17 protein-coding genes are annotated in these 17002 nt (G+C 71.7%); 13 read left to right on the forward strand and 4 right to left on the reverse strand.

The genetic code is table 11. The features are described 5' to 3' along the window. The first annotated feature begins 112 nt into the window (after window positions 1-112). From ABD785_RS08520 to ABD785_RS08565, 10 genes are read left to right on the forward strand one after another with little or no spacing between them, the layout of a single operon-like run. Window positions 113-913, forward strand: a complete 801-nt coding sequence (locus ABD785_RS08520) for an MlaE family ABC transporter permease (protein WP_425547749.1) — start codon at window positions 113-115, stop codon at window positions 911-913. Beyond that, window positions 913-1758 (forward strand): ABC transporter permease, encoded by an 846-nt coding sequence (locus ABD785_RS08525; protein WP_344824308.1) that lies wholly within the window; start codon window positions 913-915, stop codon window positions 1756-1758. Before ABD785_RS08520 ends, ABD785_RS08525 begins: the two co-directional genes overlap by 1 nt. Continuing rightward, window positions 1755-2777 carry an MlaD family protein gene (locus ABD785_RS08530; RefSeq protein WP_344824311.1) on the forward strand — a complete coding sequence of 341 codons (1023 nt, stop codon included), beginning with the start codon at window positions 1755-1757 and terminating at the stop codon, window positions 2775-2777. Before ABD785_RS08525 ends, ABD785_RS08530 begins: the two co-directional genes overlap by 4 nt. After that, on the forward strand, window positions 2777-3784 hold the full coding sequence (locus ABD785_RS08535) for an MCE family protein (RefSeq protein WP_344824314.1): 1008 nt from the start codon (window positions 2777-2779) through the stop codon (window positions 3782-3784). The genes ABD785_RS08530 and ABD785_RS08535 overlap by 1 nt, the downstream gene beginning before the upstream one ends. 23 nt (window positions 3785-3807) lie before the next feature. Further along, window positions 3808-4782 (forward strand): MCE family protein, encoded by a 975-nt coding sequence (locus tag ABD785_RS08540; protein WP_344824317.1) that lies wholly within the window; start codon window positions 3808-3810, stop codon window positions 4780-4782. Then, window positions 4779-5819 (forward strand): MCE family protein, encoded by a 1041-nt coding sequence (locus tag ABD785_RS08545; RefSeq protein ID WP_344824320.1) that lies wholly within the window; start codon window positions 4779-4781, stop codon window positions 5817-5819. The genes ABD785_RS08540 and ABD785_RS08545 overlap by 4 nt, the downstream gene beginning before the upstream one ends. Then, window positions 5816-6817 (forward strand): MCE family protein, encoded by a 1002-nt coding sequence (locus tag ABD785_RS08550; protein WP_344824323.1) that lies wholly within the window; start codon window positions 5816-5818, stop codon window positions 6815-6817. The genes ABD785_RS08545 and ABD785_RS08550 overlap by 4 nt, the downstream gene beginning before the upstream one ends. Before the next feature lies 1 nt (window position 6818). After that, window positions 6819-8105, forward strand: a complete 1287-nt coding sequence (locus ABD785_RS08555; protein ID WP_344824326.1) for an MCE family protein — start codon at window positions 6819-6821, stop codon at window positions 8103-8105. 2 nt (window positions 8106-8107) lie between these two features. Beyond that, window positions 8108-8818: a hypothetical protein gene (locus ABD785_RS08560; protein ID WP_344824329.1), complete on the forward strand. Its 711-nt coding sequence runs from the start codon at window positions 8108-8110 to the stop codon at window positions 8816-8818. Window positions 8819-8828: 10 nt separating this feature from the next. Beyond that, the gene (locus ABD785_RS08565) at window positions 8829-9455 is read left to right on the forward strand and encodes a TetR/AcrR family transcriptional regulator (protein ID WP_344824332.1); all 627 of its coding nucleotides are present in this window, start codon (window positions 8829-8831) and stop codon (window positions 9453-9455) included. 3 nt (window positions 9456-9458) lie between these two features. Here ABD785_RS08565 and ABD785_RS08570 read toward each other — a convergent pair whose 3' ends face one another. Next, window positions 9459-10040 carry a TetR/AcrR family transcriptional regulator gene (locus ABD785_RS08570; RefSeq protein ID WP_344824335.1) on the reverse strand — a complete coding sequence of 194 codons (582 nt, stop codon included), beginning with the start codon at window positions 10038-10040 and terminating at the stop codon, window positions 9459-9461. Then, entirely contained in the window at window positions 10024-11244 is a 1221-nt protein-coding gene (locus ABD785_RS08575; protein WP_344824338.1) for a citrate/2-methylcitrate synthase, read from the reverse strand. Before ABD785_RS08575 ends, ABD785_RS08570 begins: the two co-directional genes overlap by 17 nt. Window positions 11245-11301: 57 nt before the next feature. Here ABD785_RS08575 and ABD785_RS08580 point away from each other — a divergent pair, with 57 nt between their 5' ends. Both ABD785_RS08580 and gndA read left to right on the forward strand, forming a co-directional pair. Beyond that, a complete protein-coding gene (locus ABD785_RS08580) occupies window positions 11302-12441 on the forward strand; it encodes a citrate synthase/methylcitrate synthase (RefSeq protein WP_344824341.1) in 1140 nt (379 codons plus the stop codon). A gap of 110 nt (window positions 12442-12551) precedes the next feature. Further along, window positions 12552-13991: an NADP-dependent phosphogluconate dehydrogenase gene (gene gndA / locus ABD785_RS08585; RefSeq protein WP_344824344.1), complete on the forward strand. Its 1440-nt coding sequence runs from the start codon at window positions 12552-12554 to the stop codon at window positions 13989-13991. An 11-nt stretch (window positions 13992-14002) separates the two neighbouring features. On the opposite strand, the gene ABD785_RS08590 is transcribed toward gndA, so the two are convergent. Continuing rightward, the gene (locus ABD785_RS08590) at window positions 14003-15454 is read right to left on the reverse strand and encodes an MFS transporter (protein WP_344824347.1); all 1452 of its coding nucleotides are present in this window, start codon (window positions 15452-15454) and stop codon (window positions 14003-14005) included. Window positions 15455-15536: 82 nt separating this feature from the next. On the opposite strand from ABD785_RS08590, the gene ABD785_RS08595 reads away from it, so the two are divergent. Beyond that, on the forward strand, window positions 15537-16121 hold the full coding sequence (locus ABD785_RS08595) for a TetR/AcrR family transcriptional regulator (RefSeq protein WP_344824350.1): 585 nt from the start codon (window positions 15537-15539) through the stop codon (window positions 16119-16121). Window positions 16122-16131: 10 nt separating this feature from the next. On the opposite strand, the gene ABD785_RS08600 is transcribed toward ABD785_RS08595, so the two are convergent. Further along, on the reverse strand, window positions 16132-16968 hold the full coding sequence (locus ABD785_RS08600) for a hypothetical protein (RefSeq protein ID WP_344824352.1): 837 nt from the start codon (window positions 16966-16968) through the stop codon (window positions 16132-16134). Window positions 16969-17002 lie beyond the last annotated feature (34 nt).

Here is a 17002-nt window from a genome sequence, read left to right on the forward strand (position 1 = left end):
GCCCTTGCTTACGTGACTTACCTCCCAGTAGCCTCCCGAACGCTGCTTAGACGATCTCGAGAGGTGCGCTCATGACTCGTGGAACTACCCGACAGATCTGTCGGGCCCGCTGATGGCCCTGGTCGACAAGGCCATCAGCAGGGGCTGGTCCATGGGGGACCGGGCGCTGGAACGCACGGGCGAACTGTTCGCGACCCTGCTCGAGGGGCTGCGCCGCTCCTGGGACGTCCGTCAGTGGTGGCGCGAATTCGTCGAGCAGTGCTGGTTCATCGCCAAGGTCACCGCCTGGCCGGTCCTGCTCATCGCCCTGCCGCTCGGCGCGACCATCGCCCTGCACGTCGGCGACATCTCCCGGCAGATCGGCGCCCAGTCGGCGACCGGCTCGGCCGTCATGCTCGGGCTGGTCCGCGAGGTCGCCCCGCTCGCCTCGGCGCTGCTGATCTCCGGCGCGGCGGGCTCGGCGATGACGGCCGACATGGGCGCCCGCCGCATCCGCGAGGAACTCGACGCGCTCGAGGTCATGGGCATCAACCCGGTGCACCGGCTCGTCACGCCCCGGCTGTGGGCGGCGAGCGTCGTCGGGGTGCTCCTGGTGTCACTGATCATCCTGGCGGGCGTCGCCGGCGGCTACTACTTCAACGTGGTCAGGCAGGGCGTCAGCTCCGGTGCCTACTTCGACGGAGCGACCCTGCTGCTCCAGCCCACCGACCTGTTCGTGACGCTCTTCAAGGCCGGGCTGTTCGGCATGATCGCCGCGACGGTCGCCTGCTACCTCGGCATGACCTGCGAGATGGGACCGCGCGGCGTCGGCCGGGCCGTGAACGTCGCCGTGGTCGCCGCGACCCTGCTCATCTTCACCGTCAACTACGTGATCACCACGCTGTACCTGGTGCTCGTCCCCCCGAGGATCTGATGACCGCCGTCCAGTCCCTGCGCGTCCTGCGCCGCCGCGAACTCCGGTTCCGCGCCCCGTCCCTCCGCTTCCCCGTGTTCCTCGGGCGGCTGTCCTACTTCCTGGTCGTCGAGCTCGTCCTCAGACGGAAGTACCTCTCCCAGGTGATGCGGCACGTCAGCGACCTGACCATGGGCGTCGGGGCGGTCGTGCTCGGCAGCGGCATGGTCTTCGTGATGTTCTTCCTGTCGATGGCCACCGGGGCGGAGGTGGGGCTCCAGGGCTTCCCCGGGCTCCAGCGGCTGGGCATCGAGTCGTTCACCGGGCTCGTCGTCAGCTTCTCGAGCGTCCGGGAGGTCTCGCCGGTCATCGCGGGGGTCGCGCTCGTGGCGCAGGTCGGGTCGGCGTTCACCGCCGAGATCGGGGCGATGCGGATCTCCGAGGAGATCGACGCCCTGGACGTGATGGGCATCAACTCCCTCGCCTACCTCGTCTGCACCCGGATCGCCGCGGTCCTGCTGACCCTGATCCCGCTCTACCTGATCGGCCTGTATGGAACGTTCTTCGCCGCGAAGTTCATCACCACGCAGTTCTTCGGTCTCTCGAGCGGCATCTACGACTACTACTTCCACCTCTTCCTGCCGACCCGCGACATCGTCTACAGCGTCGTCAAGGTCGCGGTGTTCTCGGTGGTCGTCATGGTCATCCACAGCTACCGGGGCTTCTTCGCCAGCGGCGGACCGGTCGGGGTCGGCCAGGCCACCGGCCGCGCGATCCGCGAGTCGATGGTCGCCATCGTCATGATCAATCTCGCGCTGTCCTTCATCTTCTGGGGCGACGGCGGAACGGTGAGGCTGACCGGATGAGCCAGGAAGATCTCTCGCTCCGCGCCAAGTCGGCCTTCGCCGCGGGCGGGTTCGCCCTGATGGCCGCGGCGGTGGCCGCGGGCGTCCTCGCGGCCACCCCGGACGACGGCGGAGCGCGCACCCTGCACGCCACCTTCGGCCGGGCCGGGCAGGGCCTCGACACCCACTCCGAGGTGAAGATCAGGGGGATCAGGGTCGGCCGGGTCGTCTCCGTCGCGCTCGACCGGGACGGCAGGGCCGTCGTCGGGCTGCGCATCGACCACGGGGTCAGGGTCCCGGCGACCGCCGAGGCGACCGTCGAGGCGGTGTCGGTGTTCGGGCCCAAGGACGTGGTCATCGAGCCCGGCGCGGCCGAGGGCACGGGGCCCTTCCTCGCCGACGGCACCGCGATCTCCAGAACCGTCGACCCGATCGACCCCGCCGACACCGCGTCGCCCGCCTACGAACTCGCCGACGCCTTCGACCCGGTCGAGATGGGCCAGCTCCTCGACACCTTCTCCCAGGTCGTGTCCGGGCGCGGAAAGCAGCTCTCGCGGACGGTCGACAACTCCGCGAAGCTCCTCGACCTGTTCGTCGGCGGCCGGGACGTCACCAGCGGCCTGATCAAGGACACCGCGGCGCTCGGCGACACCTTCGGCGGCAAGGGCGGGAGACTCGCCACCACCGCGACCGACGCGAGCGGCCTCCTGGACGTCGCGGGCGCCCATCCCGAGCGCTACACCGACCTCCTCGACCAGGCCTCCGGGTTCGGAGACCGCACGAGCACCTTCCTGTGGGACAACAGGAGGAACACCGCGGCCGTCGTCGACACCGGATCCCGCGCCGCCGCGGTGCTCAACGCCCAGCTCGGCAACCTCCCCGTGCTCACCAAGGGCCTCACCGGGTTCTTCGGCGTCGTCGGCGGGATCATGCGCGAGCCCGGTCCGGACGGGACGCTCATGGGCTCGGCCGACATCGTCCTCCCGCTCGACATCTGCGCGATCATCCTCGACGTCTGCCCGGTGAAGGGAGGCCGGTGATGGTCCGGCACGCCGCCGTCCGGTTCGGCCTGTTCTTCCTCGTCACCGGAGCCCTGACGCTCTACATCGCCGGCCAGGTCCTGCAACTGCACCTCGGCGGGCGCTACCAGGTCGTCGCGGTGTTCGACGACGTCAGCGGCCTGCTCGAAGGCGACCAGGTGAAGATCGCCGGAGCGCCCGTCGGCCAGGTCGGCGGCATCAGGGTCGAGGACGGCAGGGCCGTGGTCACCCTGCGGATCGACAACGGCATCAGGGTCCCCGAGGACTCCGAGATCGCGATCCGCTGGCGCAACACCATCGGCCAGCGGATGGTCTACCTCAACCCCGGGCAGAGCCGGACGATGCTCGCCGACGGCGCCCGGGTCACCCGCACCCGCTCCGTCGTCGACCTCAGCGCCGTCGTCAACAACCTCGGCCCGCTCACCCGCAGCCTCGACCCCGCGCAGATCAACAAGCTGCTGACGGCGTTCTCCGAGGCGATCGACGGCAACGAGGGCAACCTCGCCCAGATCACCGGCAACCTCGACGCCCTGCTGTCGGCCTTCGCCGCCCGCAACGGCCAGATCGGCCAGATGGTCGAGGACTACCGGACGGTCTCCGAGGCGCTGGGCCGCCGCGACCGGCAGATCGCCCGTGCGGTCGACGACCTGGTCACCCTGTCGAAGACCTTCGCCGACAACAGGGGGATCCTGACCGACGCCCTGAAGGAGACCTCGGCCGCCACCAGGGACCTGAACGTGATCCTCGGCACCGACGCCACCCGGCTGGGCCGTCTCATCGACAGCACCGAGGCGCTCACGGGAACGGCGAGGCTGAACGTCGGCTCGCTCGGAAAGATGCTGAAAGGCCTGCCGCCCGCGCTCCAGGCCCTGTTCAGCGGCACCAACGGAGGCAAGTACGTGCGGCTGACCGCGCCCTGCATCAAGTTCGACGCAGCACCGTGCCCCTACCCGCCGGTCCTGCCGCCCCGGCAGGACCTCGCCTCCCAGATGCTGGGGGGCCAGTGAGAGGGCCCGGCTCCTTCCGCGACATGCCCAAGCGGCGGCTCGCCCTGGTCTGCCTCGGCGTCATCGCCGCGACGGTGGCGTTCGCCTTCGCCGCGGGCAGCCTGCGCCTGTTCGAACGCGGTTACATGGTCAGCGCGGTCTTCGCCGACAGCGGCGGGATCAAACGCGGCGACGAGATCCGGCTGGCCGGGGTTCCGGTCGGGCGGGTCGCGGACGTGAAGCCCGACTTCGACCACGGCCAGGTGATCATCTCCTTCAAGGTCGACCACGGGATCAGGCTCGGCCGGAACACCCGGGCCGACGTCCAGCTCGCGACCCTGCTCGGCGGCAGGTACATCAAGCTCTCCGGCCCGGTGTCCGCCCCCTACCTCGACTCCCAGAAGGACCGGCGCATCCCCGCCGGCCGGACGAGCGTCCCGTTCACCGTCACCGACGCGGTCTCCGAGTCGACGAGGATCGCCGAGCGCATCGACACCAAGACGGTCAGGAAGCTCCTCGACCAGACCAACGGGCTCAAGTACCCCGACCGGCAGAAGATCCGGCGGATGCTGGACAATCTCGGCACCCTGACGGCCACCCTCAACGCCCACAGCGGCGACTTCGAGCAGCTCGTCCAGGACAGCGAGAAGCTGACGACGGCCCTGTCGGCCAAGGACACCCAGCTCGTCCAGCTCCTGGAGTCCAGCGGGCTCCTGCTGGCCGAGCTCGTGAAGCGCCGCGACGACCTGTCCACCGCCCTGGGCCAGGGCGCCGATGCCGTCACCGCCCTCGACAAGGTCATCGCCGCCAAGCAGCAGAAGATCACCGCGCTGCTCGACGACCTCCACCTGGCGGGGCGGACCCTGCACGGAGGGCTCGGCGACCTCAACACCAGCCTCGCGCTGCTCGCCCCGACCTTCCAGGGCCTGGCCAGGGCGGGGGAGTCGGGACCGTGGATCGACGCGGGTCCGGTCGGCGCGGTCCTCCTCAACCCCGGATTCATCGGAGGGACGCCATGAGGCGCCTCATAGCCGCGCTGGTCGCGGTGCTCCTGACCTCGGGCTGCGCTCTCCTGCCCGCGGGCGGCCGCAGCCCCCTGGCCCCGACCTACGCGATGAGCGCCTACTTCGACCGGACCGTCGCCTTCTACGAGGGCTCCCGGGTGAAGATCATGGGAATCGACGTCGGCGAGGTCACCCGGATCAAGGTGGAGGGCGACCAGGTCCGCGTCGACTTCAGCGTCGACGAGTCCGTGCCGGTGCCGCAGGGCGTCCATGCCGGGATCGTCCCGCTGAACCTGGTCGGCGAGCGGAACATCGTCCTGTTCCCCGCCTGGAAGCCCGGCGACGCCAAGGCGGGCGCCGGCACCGTGATCCCGCGGACGCGGACCGAGCTCCCCGTCGAGGTCGACGACGCCCTTCAGGCCTTCACCGAGCTCAACAACGCCTTCGACCCCGAGGTCCTGAGCGACGGGGTGTCCCGCGCCGCCGACGCCCTCGACGGCAACGGCGAACGGTTCAACGAGGTCGTCCGGGAGTCCGCGACGATGACCAGGACCCTCGCCGGGCAGAGCGACCGGCTGCTCAAGGTCGCCGGGAACCTCGACACCCTCGCCGGGGTCGTGAAGGGCCGGGAGAAGACCCTCGACGCCCTGCTCGACGACTTCACGACCGTCACGGGGCTCATCGCCTCCGAACGCGACGACGTCCAGCGGCTGATCCGCGCCCTCGTCGGCCTGGTCAGGCGCGGCGACGTGCTCATCAAGGCCTACCGGCAGCAGCTGCCCGGCGACCTCGCCGCCTTCACCGACATCGCCCTCTCCCTCAAGACGAACTCCAAGGCCGTCGCGGACCTGCTGGAGGTGCTGCCGAAGGTCGCCGGAGTCCTCACCAACGCCTGGGACGGCGAGCACCACTCCCTCACCCTGCGCGTCGCCACCGACGCCTTCGTCCGCTCCTGGATGAAGCCCATCTTCCGAGCGCTCGGCCTCAAGGGGCCCGTGCCCTGCCTGCCCGAGCCGTTCTCCAACTGCCCGTGGCAGGAGAAGAAGAAATGAGACGCGTGCTGCTCGTCCTGCTCGTGCTGGCCCTGTCGGGCTGCTCCCTGCGCACCGCTGGAGCGCCGATGGGGAAGGTGCGGCTGACCGCCACCTTCGACGACGTCCAGACACTGGTCGAGGGTCACGGGGTCCAGATGGCCGATGTCAGGGTCGGGACCGTCACCAAGGTCGAACTGGTCGGCTACCGGGCCCGTGTCACCCTGTCGATCTCCGACCGGTACCGCGTCCCCGAGGGGACCACGGCCGAGGTCGCCAAGACCTCGCTGCTCGGCGAGAACTACGTCAAGCTGACGATCCCGCAGGACACCGACCTCGAGCGCGGGCCGTTCATGGCGTCGGGTGCCTCCTTCGCCTCGACCAGCGTCCAGCCCGACTTCGAGCAGGTCGTCGACAAGGCGGGCGCCGTCATCACCGCACTGGCCTCGCACGACATGGGCGGCGTCGTGGACGCCTACACCGAGGCCTTCGCGGACAAGGGCGCGAAGCTCAACAAAATGATCAAGGACTCGGCGTCGCTGGTGAAGGTGTTCGCCGACCAGCGGGCCGCGCTCACCGCCGCGATCGACGACTTCGCGCGGCTCGGCCGGGACCTGGCGAAGAACCACGAGGTCTACGCGGACCTCCCCGGCAAGATCCAGCGCACGACGAGCGCCCTGGCCGCGGACCGGCAGAAGATGGTGGACACGGTGAGGAAGCTGACCCGGCTCGCCGAGGTCACCAACGACACCGTGCTGGGCGCGAACACCGCCCGCCTGGACACGATGCTCAGGCGCATCGATCCCGTCCTGGCCTCGCTCGGCGGCAGCAGGGCCTCGCTGACCCGGCTGATCGACCAGCTCCTCATGTTCGAGGAGAGGTTCCCGCGCGCGGTCTACGACGGCCAGATCCTGATCTCGGCCACCCTCAGGGTGATCATGCCGGGCGGCAGCGGCCGTCCGCCCGCGGCCGGGGCCGTTCCGCCCGGGCTCGTCCTTCCGCTGCTGGAGGGGAACTGAGATGAACCGACGTGTCCTGCTCAACCTGACCGTCTTCGCGCTGCTGGCCTCCGTCGTCGTGGTGTGGGCGGCGTTCGGGCTGTTCAAGCTCAAGCTCACCGACGAGCCCTACCGGGTGACCGTCGAGTTCGGGACCTCACCGGGGCTGCGGCCCGGTTTCGACGCCGCCTATCTCGGTGTGCGGATCGGCACCGTGCGGGCCGTCCGGCTCGCCGACCGCAAGGTCGTCGTGGACCTCGAGGTCGACCACGACGCCCGCGTCCCCGCTTCGGCGACGGCCTCCGCCCGGCGCAAGTCCGCCGTCGGCGAGCCGTACGTCGAGTTCGAGCCCGCGCCGGGAGACCAGGGAACCGGGCCGTTCCTGTCTCCCGGCGCGGTCGTCCCCGTCGAGCGCACGAGCCGGCCGCTGTCCTACAACGACCTGTTCGGCAGCACGCTCAAGCTGCTGCGGCTGCTGTCGCCGCAGGACACCAGGAAGCTCGTCCACGAGCTCGCGGTCGGCTGGAACGGCCGGGGCGAGTCTCTGGCGGAGATCCTCGACGGGGCCGACCAGCTCACCTCGGCCTTCGCCGGGCACGCGACGGAGCTCGACACCACCTACCGCGAGCTGGCGAAGATCACCCACACCTACGCCGCCAAGCGCACCCGGCTGGCCCGGGGCCTCGACGACCTCGCCACCACGACCTCGGCCCTCGCCGACCTGCGCCACGACCTGGCGAAGCTGCGCGACACCGCGCCCGGAACCCTGAAGGACCTCAACGGGCTGCTCGACGCGATGCCGCAGGCCGGCTGCCTGCTCGACGCGGTCGGCGGGGCGCTCCCCGAGGTGTTCTCGACCGCCCGGGCCAGGGACCTCGACAGGACGCTCGCTGCCGCGCCCGCCCTCGTGAAGGTGCTGAACGACGTGAGCGGCGGCACCGCGGACAAGCCCGTCCTGCGCGCCAACGTGGTCGTGACCCTGCTCAGCCCGAAGCCGGCCGTGGAGTTCGAGAGGAACCAGGCCGTGCCCACGGTGCCCGCCGTCCCGACGTGCGACGGGACCGCCCGGCCCACCGCGCGGACGCCCGGGACGGCCGCGGAGAAGGCCGGCGCGCGACCGGCCCCCGCGACGCCCGCCGCCTCGGGGCCCACCGGGGTCGCGGTGACGAACTCCGGCGGCGGCTCCGCCCTCGGGCCGTCCGGCTGGCTGGTCTACCTGCCGCCGATCCTCGCGCTCGCCGTCCTCGTCAAGGCGGGGTCGGGCACCCTCACCGCCTTCGTCCGCAACGCCCGCAACCGCAGGAGATGACCATGACAGTGAAGACGAAGACCGAAGAGCTCCCCGAGGCCGAGGCCGAGGCGCCCGAGGAACCCGAAGCGGCCAAGGAGCCCGAGGCGCCCGCGGCCGAGGAGCCCGAGGCAGAGGCGGCGGCCGAGCCCGAGGTCGCCGAGGCGGCGAAGGGGTGGCGGCGGCGGATCTCGCCCGGCCGGGCGATCAGCGGTGCTCTGGTGGCGGCCCTGGCCGTGCTGGCGGTGCTGGGCTGCTGGCAGTGGCGGTCGCTGGCGGGGGAGCGGGCGGAGCGCGCCGCGGTGGAGCGGGCCGCCGACCGGTTCGGCACGAGGTTCCTCAGCTACGACCACCGCGACGTCGACGCCGCGAAGAACGCCGTCACCAGCCTGATCACCGGCGACTTCGCCGAGTCCTACCGCACCCAGTTCGAGGCGGGCGTCGTCCCGTCGATCAAGCAGCTGGAGGCGAGGTCGACGGCCAGGGTCCGCTCGGTCTACGTCGGTGAGATCAACGGCAACCTGGCGGCCGCCGTGGTCATCGTCGACTCCGAGATGCACACCAAGGCCTGGACGAAGTGGACCACGGCCACCCATCTCGACCTCAAGCTGATCAAGCAGAGGGGCCACTGGCTGGTCACCGACATGACCTCGGCGGGCGCGCTCGACGAGAAGATGGTCGACCCGTCCGGCAAGCCGATCACCGCGGAGCAGCAGCCCGCGGCCACGAAATAGACTCTCCCGTGTGGAGGGCCTGCGCGAAGGGGATCCGGAGGTGGCGGCGCGGCGGCGCATGACCCCGGCGCAGCGCCGCGCCGACCTGACGGGGACCGCGCTCGAGGTCTTCGCCGAGAAGGGCTACCGCGCGACCGCGATGGCCGACATCGCCGAGGCGTCCGGGGTGAACCGGTCGATCCTCTACGACCGTTTCCCGTCCAAGCGGGCGCTCTACCTGACGGTCCTGCAGGAGCAGCATGTCGCGGTGCTGGCCGCGCTGGGCGTCGGCCTCGCGGGCCACACGGGGACCCGGGGGCGGATCGCCGCGGTCGTCGAGGGCTATCTGCGCTACGCCCGAGCGTGCCGGTCCGGGCGGCGGCTGCTGTTCGACGTCGCGCCCGAGGACGATCCGGAGATCCGCATCGTCCGGCACGGGATCGCCGAGTCCAGGACCAGGACGCTCGCGCTGCTGCTCGGCCCGGATCTGCTGCGGATCGGGATCGAACCCGGCTCGGACGCCGCGGGGCTGCGCGCGGAGGTGTTCCTGTCCGGCCTCGACGGGCTGGCCCGCTGGTGGGAGGAGCACGACGGGCTCTCCCACGAGGAGATCACGGCGATCGCGATGCGCATGCTGTGGACGGGACTCGAGGTCTGAGCGTCAGGCCGGGGCGAAACCGCCCTTGAGCGTGGCTATCACGGCGTCGACCAAATCGGCGCGCGGGGTCGAGGGGTGCCGGTCCCACCAGCGGATGCCGCCGTCGAGCGCCGACACGATCACCTCCACCGCCGCCCAGCCGTTCGGCGGCTCGGGGTCGATCCCGACGGCGGCGAGATCGGCGGTGAGCAGAACACGCGCCACCTCGATGCCGCCGTCGCGGACCTCGCGGCGCAGTTCCCGCAGCTCGGGGTCGCCCTCACGGCTCCGGTCGAACAGCAGCCGGGCGGCGGCCGGGTTCGTCTCGGCGTAGGCGAAGTAGGCGTCGACGGCCGCCCGCATCCGCTGTTCGGGGGTGCCGTCCCCGGTCACCCGCGTGCTCACGTAGGCGACGGCCGCCTCGGTCTGCTCGCGCAGGACGGCCATGTAGAGCTCCCGCTTGGAGGCGAAGTGCTCGTACAGGCTGGTCCTGGTGATCCCCGCGGCGGAGGCGATCTCGGCCAGCGCCGTCGCCGAGTAGCCCTTCGCGGCGAAGACCCCGAGCGCCTCGGCCCTGATCCGTCCCGCCCTAGCCGCCTTGTCCATGCGCGGTCACCACCCGGAACCGCAGCTCGGGCTCGCGGTACTCCTCGAGGGCGTGGGCGATCCAGCCGACGACCCTGGCGACGGCGAAGATCGCCTCCGGGGCTTCGGGGACCATCCCGCCGGCCAGGCAGAGGGTGGCGAGGGCGAGGTCGACGTTGGGGGAGTCGACGGTGTCCCTGGCCACCACCTCGGTCAGCCGCCGCGCGGCGTGCAGGGCCCGGTCCGAGGAGGGCACGTCCTCGAGCAGCCGGAACAGGGCCCGGGCGCGCGGGTCGCCCTGGGGGTAGAGGCGGTGGCCGAAGCCCGGCACCGTCCGGCCGTGCCGCAGCAGCTCGGGCACGAGGGCCGTGGCGTCACCGCGCTCCATGACGTCCGACAGGATCCGGTGGCACTCTCCGGCGGCCGCCCCGTGCAGGGGGCCGTCGAGGGCGCCGAGGCCGGCCGAGACCACCGCGTACGGATGGGCCCTGGCGGAGGCGGCGACCCGGACGGCCAGGGTCGAGACGGCGAGGTCGTGGTCGATGAGCAGGGCGAGCGCCTGGTCGATGACGGGTCCGAACCGGTCGTCGGCGTCCTCGGCGAGTGCCGACCGCAGCCGTTCCGCGATCGGGGCCTCGATCGGCGCCTCGATCGGCGCTGGGGGCCCGCAGACGCCGCGGACCGCCGCCGCGACGATGGCCCGGCCCGCCGACAGGACGCTCTCGGCCCGCAGGTCGTAGCGGAGCGGGTCGGCGGCGGCCGCGGTGACCACGGCCATCCTGATCCGGTCGGTGAGGGTCGAGGAGGCGGGCATCGCGGCGCCGACCCGGTCGACGGCCTCGATCTGGGCGGGCAGCGCGGTGAAGCCGCCGGGCAGCTCGGGCCGTCCGGTCCAGACCCAGCCGGCGGTCCGCTCGAAGCCGAGGCGTGCGGCGAGGTCCACGGCGTCGGCGTCGCGGTAGCTGAACCGGCCGTCCTCGATCCGGGTGATCGTGGTGTCGATGCGGGGGAAGTCCTCGGTGAACCCCGTGCCCCTGACGGTCCGCTGCCCCTGCTCGGCGAAGCGCTCCACCTCGGCGGCGTCGAACGTGCTGCCCCGGCTGCCGGGCGTGCGGGCGCTGCGCAGGAGGCCGCGGCTCGCGTAGGCGTAGACGGTCTCGACCTTGACCCCCAGGCGCTCGGCCACCTGGAGGGTCGTCAGCCGCTTCGCTGAGTTGGTGTTCATCGAGATGAATCCTAGGACACATTGACAATATTGAATATATTGATACATGTTGATTCCATGCAGACAATCGCACCCAGGGGCCTGGCCGGAGTCGTCGTCACCGAGACCGAGATCGGAGACGTCCGAGGGCTGGAGGGCTTCTTCCACTACCGCCAGTACTCGGCCGTCGAACTCGCCGAGAAGCGCACGTTCGAGGACGTCTGGCATCTGATGATCAAGGGCGAGCTGCCCGGCGCGGAGCAGGCGGCCAGGTTCGCCGCCGAGATCGCGCCGCTGCGCCGCGTCCCCGCCGAGGTCGCCGCGCTGCTGCCCGGGCTGGCCCGCGCCACGGCGGGCGGAGGCCCCCTCGACGGCCTGCGCGCCGCGCTCACCCTCGTCGGAGCGGCCAGGGGCCTGCGCCCGGTCTACGACACCGACCACTGGCGCAGGGTCAGGGACGCCCTGGAGATCAGCGCCGTCGTCCCGACCCTGCTCACCGCCCTGCACCGGCTGAACCAGGGCCTCGAGCCGATCGAGCCGCGCGACGACCTGCCGTGCGCCGCCAACTACCTGTACATGCTGACCGGCGAGGATCCGGATCCGCGGCGGGCCAGGGCGATCGAGCAGTACCTGATCTCCACGATCGACCACGGCTTCAACGCCTCGACCTTCACCGCGAGGGTCATCGCCTCGACGGGGGCGGACCTGGCGTCCGCGGTCGTGGGGGCGCTCGGCGCCCTGTCGGGCCCGCTGCACGGAGGGGCGCCGAGCCGGGCCCTCGACACCCTCGACGCGATCGGCGCTCCCGGCCGCATCGACCCGTGGATCCGGGCGAAGGTCCTGCGCGGCGAGCGGATCATGGGCTTCGGTCATGCCGTCTACCGCACCGAGGACCCCCGCTCGCGGCTGCTCCGGGAGATCGCCCTGTCCTTCGGCGGCCCGCTCGTGGATTTCGCCGTCGAGGTCGAGAGCAGGGTCGTGGAGATCCTCGCCGAGCTGAAGCCCGGCCGGGAACTCCACACCAACGTCGAGTACTACGCCGGGGTGGTCATGGAGCTGTCCGGCCTGCCGCGCGAGATGTTCACCCCGACCTTCGCCGCCGCCCGCGTCGTCGGCTGGTCCGCGAACATCCTCGAGCAGGCCGCCGACTCGAAGATCATCCGTCCGGCCGCCCGGTACGTCGGCCCGGTCCCGCCCCAGCCGGTGCCGGGTTCGTAGCCGGGGGTGAGCTTTTCGTCCTGCCCGTGCGTACCTGGACCATCCGGCCGGTGGCCAGGGCCGGCTTCGGGGTAGGACGTGGAGATCACCTACTGACAGGAGCATCCGGAATGACCGCTTCAGCGCAGATCGGCGTCACCGGCCTCGCGGTGATGGGACGCAATCTCGCCCGCAACTTCGCCCGCAACGGCTACACGGTGGCGGTGCACAACAGGACCGCCGCCAAGACCCGCGCCCTCGTCGAGGAGTTCGGAGACGAGGGCGCCTTCGTGGCCGCGGAGTCCGCCCGGGAGTTCGTCGACGCGCTCGAACGGCCGCGGCGACTGGTGATCATGGTGAAGGCCGGTGACCCGACCGACGCCGTCATCGAGGAGTTCGCTCCGCTGCTGGAGCCCGGCGACGTGATCATCGATGGCGGCAACGCCCACTTCGCCGACACCCGCAGGCGCGAGCAGTCGCTGCGCGAGCAGGGCATCCACTTCGTCGGGACCGGGGTCTCCGGCGGAGAGGAGGGGGCGCTGAACGGCCCGTCGATCATGCCGGGCGGCTCCGCCGAGTCCTACGCCTCGCTCGGGCCGATGCTGGAGAGGATCGCCGCCAAAGCGCCCGACGGATCGCCCTGCGTCGCCCACATCGGCCCCGATGGAGCGGGTCACTTCGTCAAGATGGTCCACAACGGCATCGAGTACGCCGACATGCAGCTGATCGGCGAGGCCTACCAGCTGCTGCGCGACGTCGGCGGCTACGAGCCCGCGGAGATCGCCGAGGTCTTCCGCACCTGGAACACCGGGCGGCTCGACTCCTACCTGATCGAGATCACCGCGGAGGTGCTCTCCCACGTGGACGCCGCGACCGGGAAGCCGTTCGTGGACGTCGTCCAGGACAGGGCCGAGCAGAAGGGCACCGGGCGGTGGACCGTCCAGATCGCCCTCGACCTGGGCGTCCCGGTCTCCGGGATCGCCGAGGCCGTCTTCGCGAGGTCGCTGTCGGGCCACGCCGAGCTGCGGGCCGCCTCACGCGACCTGCCGGGGCCGGCGCCGGCCCGGCTCGACCCGGAGGCCGCGAAGGCCTTCGCCGACAAGGTCGAGCAGGCGCTGTACGCCTCGAAGATCGTGTCGTACACGCAGGGATTCCACGAGATCGCCGGTGGGGCCGCCGAGTACGACTGGGACATCGACCAGGGCGAGGTCGCGGCGATCTGGCGGGCGGGCTGCATCATCCGCGCCGCGTTCCTCGACCGCATCCGCTCCGCCTATGACGCCGACCCGGCCCTGCCGAGCCTGCTGTCGGACCCGGGCTTCGCCAAGGAGATCACCGAGGCCCAGCCCGACTGGCGCGACGTGATCTCCACCGCCGTCACGCAGGGCGTTCCGACCCCGGGCTTCTCCGCCGCCCTGGCTTACTACGACGCGCTGCGCGCCGAGAGACTCCCCGCCGCCCTCACCCAGGGCCAGCGGGACTTCTTCGGCGCGCACACCTACCGCCGCATCGACCGCGAGGGCTCCTTCCACACCCTCTGGTCCGGCGACCGGTCCGAGGTCGAGGGCTAAGAGGGTTAAGGCTAGGCGGCGAGAGCGGCGGTGGGCTCGGGGGCCGGTTCCCGCTTGACGTCGGCCGCGCGCAGCCCGACCAGGGCGGCGACGGCCAGGAAGGCGGCGCCGGCCAGGAGGCCGTGGCGGAATCCGCCCGTCAGGGCCTCCTGTGGGGAGGCGTTCCCGGCGAGCAGATGGCCGGTGCGCGAGGTGGCGATGGCGGTGAGGATCGCCAGGCCGAGCGCGCCGCCCAGCTGCTGTGACGCGCTGAGCAGGGCCGCGGCCGATCCGGCCTGGTGGGCGGGGACGCCCGCGTTGGCGGCGGTCGTCACGGACACGAACACCGCGCCGAGCCCCAACGACATCACCAGCAGCCCCGGCAGCAGGTCGGTGAGGTAGGAACCGCCGACCGGCATCCGGGCCAGCAGGGCCACTCCGGCCGAGGCGACCAGGGAGCCGGCCACGATCACCGGCCGGGTGCCGGCCGAACCGACCAGCTTGGGTGTGACGCCCGCGGCGAGCCCCACCCCGGCCGTGACCGGCAGATAGGCGAGCCCGGTGGTGATGGGGGAGTAGGCGAGGACCTCCTGCATGTAGAGGGTCAGGAAGAAGAACATCGCGAGAAAGCCGGCGATGCCGAGCAGCTGGGTGACGTTCGCCGCCGCCAGACCCCGGATCCGGAACAGCGACAGGGGCAGCAGCGGGTGGGGGCTGCGGCGCTCGTTGAGGACGAAGACGGCGAGGAGCACCAGGGCCCCGGCGAGCCCGCCGATCGTCCGGGCGGAGTCCCAGCCGGTGTCGGGTGCCTTGATCAGGGTGAACACGAGCAGCAGCATCCCCGCCGTGGACAGGATCGCACCCGGGAGGTCGAACACCGCGAGCCTGCCCTCCCGCCGGTCGTCCGGGACGAGGAGCAGCACGCCGGCGAGCACGATCGCGGCGGCCGGAAGGTTGACGAACATGACCCAGCGCCAGCCGGGCCCCTCGGTGAGCAGGCCGCCGAACAGCACGCCCGCGGCCGAGCCGAGCCCGGCCATCCCGCCCCAGGCGCCGAGGGCCTTGGCCCGGTCGGCGCCGCTGTGGAAGGTGGTGGTGAGCAGGGAGAGCCCGGCGGGGAGCATCATCGCCGCCCCGACGCCCTGCCCGAGCCGCGCCGCCACCAGGACGCCCGCCGCGGTGGCGAGCCCGCCGGCCAGCGAGGCCACCGCGAACAGCGATGTTCCGGCCAGCAGCACCCGCCGGCGGCCGAGGAGGTCGGCGGCGCGGCCGCCGAGCAGCATGAACCCGCCGTAGGTGAGCAGATAGCCGCTCGGCACCCACTGGAGGGCCTGGATGGAGAAGTCCAGGTCCTCGCTCATCGCGGGCAGCGCCACATTGACGATCGAGGCGTCGACGAAGTCGAGGAAGGCGACGAGGCAGAGCAGGGCGAGGACGAGCCTGCCCCGCTGGTCCGCCAGGGCGGAGGGGATCGCGTGATCCACGGGGGTTCTCCTTGAGTTAGTTAGTTAGCTGACTAAAGCGGAGGCTAGCGGCCCGGAAAGCGGCTTGTCTATAGTGAGTCAGGTGACTGACTCAGAATTGTTCCGGGCCCGGGGCAAGGCCGGGAAGCGGGAGCGCCTGATGGCCGCCTCCGCCCGCGTGCTCTACGAGCGGGGCGTGGAACGCACCACGATCGCCGACATCGCGCGCGAGGCCGGGGTGCCCGTGGGCAACGTCTACTACTACTTCAAGACCAAGGACGAGCTGATCGAGGCGGCCCTCGCCGAGCACGCGGCGGGGCTCGCGGAGACCACGGCGGCGCTCGACGAGCTGTCCGACCCGCGCGAGCGGCTCAAGACCCTGGTCGGGGAGTGGATCGGGCAGCGGGACCTGGCCGCCCGCTACGGCTGCCCCTTCGGCACCCTCGCCACCGAGCTCGACAAGCGCGAGGGCGGCCTCGACCAGGAGGCCGCCCGGGTGCTCCGCCTCCTCCTCGACTGGACCGAGAGCCAGTTCCGCGCCATGGGGCAGCACGATCCCGCCGGGCTCGCGATCAGCCTCATCGCCGCCTACCAGGGGATGTCGGTGCTCACGAACGTCCTGCGCGATCCCACGATCATGAGCCGCGAGGGCGAGCGGCTGAACGCCTGGCTGGATTCCCTCGGCTGAGGCCCCATTCTCATCTCGGCACCGTCACCAGGGTCGCGACGCGGGCCAGGCGCCTCGGCGTGACGAAGACGGAGCCGTCGATGGCGGGATCGGCGTAGCAGGGCACGCCATCGGGGCGCAGCAGGGCGGCGAGACGCGGTTCCGGCAGCTCGGACGCGGCGACCGCGTACAGCCTGCGCAGCCGCGGCACGATCACGCCGTGGTCCAGGATCTGGGCGAGGACGCCCTCCTGCCGGGCGACGTCCGTGACGGTGCCGCCGGTGAGGGGGTAGTCCTGCGGGAAGGAGTTCCTGAGGTCGAGGAACGCGCCGACCGACCGGCCGCGCGGATCACCGAGCCGGGGTCCCAGGGCGGCGAGCCGTCCCAGCGCCAGGCGCGGCCAGGCCACCAGGGCATGGGTGTAGAGGACCCGCAGCAACGCTACGTTGATCATGAATCGCTCGGCGGGCAGCTCCCGTTCGGCGAGGTCCTCGTGCACGAGGTACCCGCCGACGATGCTGGAGTTGTGGGCGAGGTACCAGGCGGCCGGGGAGGGCGCGCGAAGGAACCGGCGCCACAACGCGACGCTCGGCCCCGAGGCCGGGCCGCGGGTCCCCGCCTCCAGCAGGGCCGCCTCGGTCTTGTCGCGCAACAGCCTGTCGTTGACGGCGCGCCACCAGGGGCTGCCGTCGGCGGGGTCCAGCACCCCGCGGGCGATCTCCCAGCGCAGGAAGCCCAGCTCGGCCCGCCCGTACCGCTCGATCCCGTCCCGGTAGAACGCGGTGGCCAGGCCGAGCCGCGCCCCGAGGTCGTCACCGACGGCCTCGACGCGCTCCCTCGCGGCCCCGGCCGCCCCGCTACCGGTCATCCCCGCCATCGTCTCACCCGGACGGCCGCCCCGG

The organism is Actinocorallia longicatena (assembly GCF_039534125.1).
Lineage (GTDB): Bacteria > Actinomycetota > Actinomycetes > Streptosporangiales > Streptosporangiaceae > Actinocorallia > Actinocorallia longicatena.